A 5,968-nucleotide genomic window follows, 5' to 3' on the forward strand; every position below is an offset into this window, starting at 1 on the left:
GTATGGCTGTTCAAGCCATCGACCTGGGACACCGGGCCGCTGCTGTGCGCCTGTCGGAGAGGTGCGTGCATCACGCCCGTCACCTCGACAGCCCCCGAGCCACTGCCTACTACCAAACGACGCTGGCCAACGCCGCCGCCCTGGACGCTGACCGGCGAACCGCGACCGCATCGCTGGCGACCGCCCAGACCGCGATCGAACGCGGCCCGGATGATCCCGGAGAGTCGTGGGCGGCCCACTACTCGCCAGGCCGGTGGGCACACGAGGCAGGGATGATCCTCGCCCAACTCGGCGACCTGGACGCCGCTGAAGACCACCTCAACCACGCCCTCAACATCGCCGGACTCGACCGGCGCCGCACCCGCGCAATGAGCTCGTTTCATCTTGAAGTTGCTGGTCACGGGTCTGGTGTGGCGGTGGTTGGGTGTCTTCGTGCTGGCAGTACGGCGTGATCGTCGGGCTTGATCGTTTGTCAGCGGGTGGTCTGGAGTTGGGTCAGCACCAGCAGGGCCCGCAGCAGCGTGGTCGCGTGTGCCGTGCTCATGCGGACCTTCGTCAGCACGCGCCATGCCTTGAGGTCGGCGAAGCCGTGTTCGTTGGCGGCGCGTTCGCGGCTGACCAGCCGGTTTGCCTCCTTCTGGGCGGCGGTCAGCGGCTTGCCGCGGGCAGCCTTGCGCCCAGTGATGATCACCGGGTCGTCGGGGTCGTCGTCCAGGCCGACGAAGCCGAGGTCGGCGATCGCGCCCAGACCCGCCGCGCGCAACTGGGCGGTGATCTTGTTGCGGCGGGCGGTGGTGATCTCACTCGAGCGCCCCGGAGCGGCCGCCGAGATCCACACCAGGTTGCCCCTCTCGTCGGTCAGCGCGAGGAAGAGCAGGCCGTGAGCTTTATGTTTGCCCGAGTAGTTGGGCCGGTTCTCTTCCCCGGTGCGTCTGCGGGTGCGGACCAGGGTGCCGTCAAGCAGCACGATCTCACCGCCGGCCTTCGCGATCTTCTTCAGGGCGCGGTCCAGCCGCGGGGCCTTCGCGGCGAGCAGTTCGATCACCTCCAGTACCCAGCGCCGCAGGGTGGCGGCGGAGAGGCCGTTGCCGCCGGCCAGATCGCAAAGGCGCTGGTCATGGCGTAGGAAGGCGAGGACCAGCAGGGCCTGTCGTCCCGGGTTCAGCTTGCGCCAACGCGAGTCGATCGCCTTGCGCCGCACCCGGATCAGGCCCGCGACGTGTGTCACCACGCCGCTGGACAGGGGGAGTTTGACTCGGTAAATCAGTGGGGGTGCGCCCTCGGTCGGGCTGTTGTTGTTCGTCACACAACGCCAACACCCGCCGGGGGCCGCACCGTTACGGTCGGATCCGGCCGCCCCGGCACCCACAGTGCCGGGGCGGGATCAGCCCGGCATCGTGAACAGTCCCGGCGCCCCCTCGCGCAGCCAGCCCCGGTCGGCCAGGCGCTTCATCCGCGCGCGCATCGCTTCCACCTTGCGCGGCTCGGTCCCGATGCCGAGGCGTTCGCACAGCTGCTTGCACCGCACGGGGCCACCCACAGCGGCCACCTCTTTCAGCACCCGCTGGTACTCGGCCGACAGATCGCCAGGTCCGGCCGCATCCTTGCGGTAGGGCACCACCCGCCCCGGCTCCACGACCGTGGCCGTGGCCGAACCATCGCCCCTGGCCGCTTCCCCGGCTGCCGCGTCCTCGGCGAGCAGTTGCGCAACGACCTGCTCCGCCGCGGCAACGCGGGCCAGCTCCGCTTCCGCCTCCGCCAGCTGCTTGCCCAGCAGTTGGGCCTGCTCAGCGAGGTAGGCGCGACGCGCGCCGATCCGCTCCAGTATCGAGTCCACCGATCCCCCTGCCATCCGCGTGACGCCTTCGACACGGATCGTAGGCGCACCCGTACCCGGCGTGCGGGCAGAACAGGCAGTCACCCAAGGATCCTCGACAAACGATCAAGCCCGACGATCACGCCGTACTGCCAGCACGAATACACCCAACCACCGCCACACCAGACCCGTGACCAGCAACTTCAGGATGAAACGAGGTCAATGAGCATGCCGCCTGACCCGCAGGTCGGGTCGTACACCGACTCGTGGTTCTTAGGGTCCAGCAGTTCGATGATCAGCTCGACGACCTCGCGCGGCGTGAAGAACTGGCCAGCACGGGTACCGGACCCGTCCGAGAACCGCTTGAGTAGGTACTCGTACGCTCCCCCGAGCACGTCGTGGGACATGTTGCCCTCGTGCATCTTGGGGACGCGGTTCATCGTCCGCATGACCGACGCCAGCACCTCTCCCGGCAGGACCGCTTCCGAGGTCCATGTCATGGACCCGAACAGACGGGAGAACTTGTCAGGGTTGGCCGACTCGATGGCCTGGAGGGAAGCGCGAACCCGCTGGCCGAGGCCGTGCTGGGCGACGGTCGCGAGGATGGATGACCAAGAGGCGCGGGTCTCGGCGACGGTACCAGGGAAGATGAAGACGATCTTGAACGTCTGGTAGTTGCTGTACTCGACCTCGTCGGCTTCCTCGGCTGAGAGGTCGAGGTCCTCGTTCTCCTTGAGGAAGGTCTGGTGGGTGTGCTCCCAGGTATCCGACAGGTACTTCCAGAACATCAGAGGGAAGATGACCGAGGAGTACTGCGCTTCGGGCATCGCCACGCGCAGCTCGTCGGCGGCGTCCCACAACCGGTTCTCGATCTCCTGCTGAGTCACTGCCATCAGTTGGGGGTGTCCTTGCTCGTGTCCGGGTGGCGATCTCAGGGGGCCGTGGAGCTTCCGCCGGGCATCCTATTTTGTCCCTCTGACAGTGAGGCTGTGGTCGACCGCTACGGCAGGTGCGTGGGCGTCGTGCGGCTCGCCAACCTCGTGCGGGCACTTGCCGAGACCCGGGTCGAGGAGGCCGCGGGGCTCAATCCGCTGACCCGGCTGCCTGCCCCGCGCAACTGAGACCAAAACTGAGACCACGCAACGACGAAGGCCCCGGCCGCTGAGCGGTCGGGGCCTTCGTGACAGCCCGGTGAGGCTGGGCGGAGGATACGAGATTCGAACTCGTGAGGGGTTGCCCCCAACACGCTTTCCAAGTCTTCGTCCGGGGGTTCGAGGCGGGATGGGGGCGGTCTGACCTGGGACGGAGCGGAGCGTCGGACGGTTGATGAACGGCGCTGGACGGGGGTGAACGAGACCAGAACTGAGACCAGAGCGCCTGGTCAGACCTTCTTGACGACGATCGAGTCCGGGACCAGCTTCTCCAGGTCGTCCACGTCCGAGGTGAAGACGGTGACCTGCCCCTTCTGCTGGCGCGCGATGACCGCGAGTATCGCGTCGATCGCGTACTTGTGGCCATGCAGCTTAGCGTCAGCCTGCAGGCGGCGGGCCTGGCGGGCCTCGTCCTTTCCGAGGTCGGCGACCTTGAGCCGGGAGAGCACCCAGTCCCAGCGCTGCTCGGTGGTTCTGCCGTCGTACGCCTCGACCAGCGTCATCGGGGACGTCTCTACCTCGGCTTCACCCCGGGCGGCGAGGTCGAGCCAGGCGATCATCTTCCGGTCGCCGCGCACGGCCAGGGACAGGGCTTCGCAGTCGAGTACGAAGGCGCGCAGTGGTCGCTGCCCGCGCTCACCGGCTCGCTTCTTCACGCGGCCTCTCCAGTGCCGCGCGTTCCGGCGGCGCAGCGGCGCCCGTGCTCGGCGTCGAGACCCTCCAGTTCCTCGAACGCTGCGATGCGCTCTTCTTCGGTGAGGGGGCCGTGTTCCTCCTGCAGCCAGTCGGCAAGTTCCCGCAGCCGGTCCCGGTCGCGCTTGAAGCGCAGGGCCTCGGCGACGTACGCCGACAGGCCCCGCTCTGCCGCCTCCGCGCGGATCTCGTCCAGGAGATCCTCGGGAATCGTCACCGTCACCTTCTTGGTCGTCGCCATACAGGAGACCATACTCCTGGTGTTGACTCCCTTACCAGTGTGTGCCGCGAATGGTGGCGTCGGCGGACAGCTCGTCCTTCATAGTGCCGTGAGGCGCAGCAGCCGCGCGTCGGCCTCGTCCGGCGTGAAACGGTCAGGGGTGAATTCCGCTGCGGACCGAAGTCCGAGCCACACCAGAATGGCGTGGTGTTCCTCATGCGCCGGGTCGGCGAGGATCACTTTGAGATCGCTGTAGCCGGGGGCGCCGCCGCAGTCCTCGGGCGGACACGTCCCGGCACCGTCCACGCAGTGCGGATAGTGAAGCCCGGCTGAGGCTGTCTGGAACTGCTCCACGGTGATGAGGTGCTCCCAGGAGTCCCCGAAGTCGTACGTGTACACGAAGTGGGCGCCCGGTTTGAGCAGGGTGGCCAGTGTGGCGGTGCGCTCATCGCGGAATCCGAGCTCGCCGTCGGGACGACCATACTGGACGCCGTCGATGGTGAACGCGTGCATGTGGCAGTTCTGCCAGCCCATCGCCTCCTGGATCACCGAGTGGAGCCGGTCCAGGCGGACCGCGGCGGGCACCAGCAGCCGCCGCCAGACCCGGGGACCATCCACGTCGGCGAGCTCGACGAGGATCCGCAACGCCGCGTCGCCGGCCTCGGGCTCGCCGCGCATCCGGGCCGTCTCGGCGCGGCCGTCCGCCGTCAACTCGGCGCTGTCCTCCGTGAGATGGACAGCGCCCAGGGGGGCGAGGGCCTTCAGGACCCGTTGGACGTCGTGGTCATTGGCGGTGCGCAGATGCCGGAGGCGGTCGGGGGACAGGTTGTCGAGCACGTACAGCGGGCTCAGCACGTGCCACACAACCTCGTATAGGTCGCTGAGCGGCACCGGGGCCGTGGCCGCGTGCAGCCGCTGCAGCAACGCCCGCAGGCCCCGGTCGTACTCATGGGTGAACAGGGATTCCAACCAGCCGGAGACCGTCACGGTCGGGCCGATGTGCGGTAGCGCGGCGAACAGCGCGCCACGCAGCTCGTCGGGGCGGTCCACCAGTTTGGCGTTCTTCTTCACCGGCAGCAGGCGCCCGCCCGCGGTCCGCAGCAGTCGTGCGGCCTTCGCCCACTCGACCAGCAGCGTGAGGTGGTACAGCTCCTCGCTGGACTTCGTCTTGAACGTGCGGTCCCCGATCACCGGGTCCATCCGGTCGCCGGTATCCAGAACCTCCACCAGCGCTCGCGCGTCGGCGAGTGTCACACGGCCGGTCTGGGTCAGCTTGCGGCCCGTGCCGACCCAACCAACCAACGCTCGCACCTGCTCGACGGTCCCGCCCGCTGTCTCACCCATGCCGACCTGCCCATTCCGGTTCGTGTCCCGTAACACCCAAACCCAGGATGGCAGCACTGCCAGCGCACCCTGCGCTTCGCGTGGGGTGTCACGGAAGTGGCAGACTGTGACGGTGACAACGCGCGACGAGGAACTGCTGGCCAGGATTCGGGAGATGAGGGAGCGCGGCAGCGCGCCGAAGCAGATCGCGAAGGCGTTGGGGCTGCGCCCGGCCCAAGCCACCGCGCTGGTCAGACGGGTCGCCGAGGCTGCACTGGCGAACACCCCGCCGGATGAGCGGCCGGTGGTGGGCTGCTGGATCAACGCGGGCTGGAGCGCGGGGCTGGACATGGCCAAAGTCCCGGACTGGGCGGCGGCCGATCCTCTCGGCCAGGAGCCGGACCCGGACACGGGCGGCTTCGCCCAGATTCTCCTGGCCCGCCAGGAACGTGCCAGCAGGGTGACCGTCACCGGGTTTCTGGTGGACGTGTACTGCCTGGGAGTCAAGAACGTCACCGACCCTGAGGTGATGGGGTCCGGATCCCTGACCACGTACGTGCCGATGTACTACTCGGCCTTCGAGCACCGCCCGCTGCCGATCGACGTGCAGCAGGCACAGACGATCGTGCACGATGCGGCCGCCTACGCCCGCAGCCTCGGCTTCGAACCCGCGGACGGCTTCGCCGACGCCGTAGTGCACCTCGGCGCCCCGCCCGGCGACAGGCCCGTCATCGGCTTCGGCCGGGACGGCAAGCCGTTCTACTT

At 68.2% G+C, this 5,968-nt stretch carries 7 protein-coding genes and 2 pseudogenes; 3 read left to right on the forward strand and 6 right to left on the reverse strand.

Going from position 1 to position 5,968, the window contains the following annotated elements; all coding sequences use genetic code 11:
- A pseudogene (locus tag ACRDP3_RS01570) lies at positions 1 to 452 on the forward strand (hypothetical protein); the annotation flags it as partial.
- A gap of 20 nt (positions 453 to 472) precedes the next feature.
- Here ACRDP3_RS01570 and ACRDP3_RS01575 read toward each other — a convergent pair.
- The 3 genes from ACRDP3_RS01575 to ACRDP3_RS01585 all read right to left on the reverse strand — a co-directional run bounded on the left by ACRDP3_RS01575 (position 473) and on the right by ACRDP3_RS01585 (position 2,709).
- Complete coding sequence (locus ACRDP3_RS01575) at positions 473 to 1,306, reverse strand: transposase family protein (protein ID WP_431514969.1); 834 nt, start codon at positions 1,304 to 1,306, stop codon at positions 473 to 475.
- A 78-nt stretch (positions 1,307 to 1,384) separates the two neighbouring features.
- Positions 1,385 to 1,852, reverse strand: a complete 468-nt coding sequence (locus ACRDP3_RS01580; RefSeq protein WP_431514970.1) for a hypothetical protein — start codon at positions 1,850 to 1,852, stop codon at positions 1,385 to 1,387.
- A gap of 167 nt (positions 1,853 to 2,019) precedes the next feature.
- The gene (locus ACRDP3_RS01585) at positions 2,020 to 2,709 is read right to left on the reverse strand and encodes a type I restriction-modification system subunit M (RefSeq protein WP_431514971.1); all 690 of its coding nucleotides are present in this window, start codon (positions 2,707 to 2,709) and stop codon (positions 2,020 to 2,022) included.
- A gap of 81 nt (positions 2,710 to 2,790) precedes the next feature.
- Here ACRDP3_RS01585 and ACRDP3_RS01590 point away from each other — a divergent pair.
- Positions 2,791 to 2,922: pseudogene (locus tag ACRDP3_RS01590) on the forward strand (GGDEF domain-containing protein); the annotation flags it as partial.
- 275 nt (positions 2,923 to 3,197) lie between these two features.
- Here the strand turns inward: ACRDP3_RS01590 and ACRDP3_RS01595 are convergent.
- From ACRDP3_RS01595 to ACRDP3_RS01605, 3 genes are all read right to left on the reverse strand, one after another.
- Positions 3,198 to 3,623, reverse strand: a complete 426-nt coding sequence (locus tag ACRDP3_RS01595; protein ID WP_431514972.1) for a hypothetical protein — start codon at positions 3,621 to 3,623, stop codon at positions 3,198 to 3,200.
- Positions 3,620 to 3,901, reverse strand: a complete 282-nt coding sequence (locus ACRDP3_RS01600; RefSeq protein ID WP_431514973.1) for a CopG family transcriptional regulator — start codon at positions 3,899 to 3,901, stop codon at positions 3,620 to 3,622. The genes ACRDP3_RS01595 and ACRDP3_RS01600 overlap by 4 nt, the downstream gene beginning before the upstream one ends.
- 78 nt (positions 3,902 to 3,979) lie before the next feature.
- Positions 3,980 to 5,224, reverse strand: a complete 1,245-nt coding sequence (locus ACRDP3_RS01605; protein WP_431514974.1) for a plasmid pRiA4b ORF-3 family protein — start codon at positions 5,222 to 5,224, stop codon at positions 3,980 to 3,982.
- A 112-nt stretch (positions 5,225 to 5,336) separates the two neighbouring features.
- Here ACRDP3_RS01605 and ACRDP3_RS01610 point away from each other — a divergent pair.
- Positions 5,337 to 5,968: hypothetical protein (locus tag ACRDP3_RS01610; RefSeq protein WP_431514975.1), on the forward strand; the 632-nt coding region annotated here is incomplete at its 3' end.

The sequence above is a fragment of the Streptomyces sp. genome, from assembly GCF_050698815.1.
GTDB lineage: Bacteria > Actinomycetota > Actinomycetes > Streptomycetales > Streptomycetaceae > Streptomyces.

Bases quoted from the DNA above. Each gene is read 5' to 3' on its own strand.
- ACRDP3_RS01600 (WP_431514973.1), bottom strand. From the start codon at position 3,901: ATGGCGACGACCAAGAAGGTGACGGTGACGATTCCCGAGGATCTCCTG.
- ACRDP3_RS01580 (WP_431514970.1), bottom strand. From the start codon at position 1,852: ATGGCAGGGGGATCGGTGGACTCGATACTGGAGCGGATCGGCGCGCGT.
- ACRDP3_RS01605 (WP_431514974.1), bottom strand. From the start codon at position 5,224: ATGGGTGAGACAGCGGGCGGGACCGTCGAGCAGGTGCGAGCGTTGGTT.
- ACRDP3_RS01585 (WP_431514971.1), bottom strand. From the start codon at position 2,709: ATGGCAGTGACTCAGCAGGAGATCGAGAACCGGTTGTGGGACGCCGCC.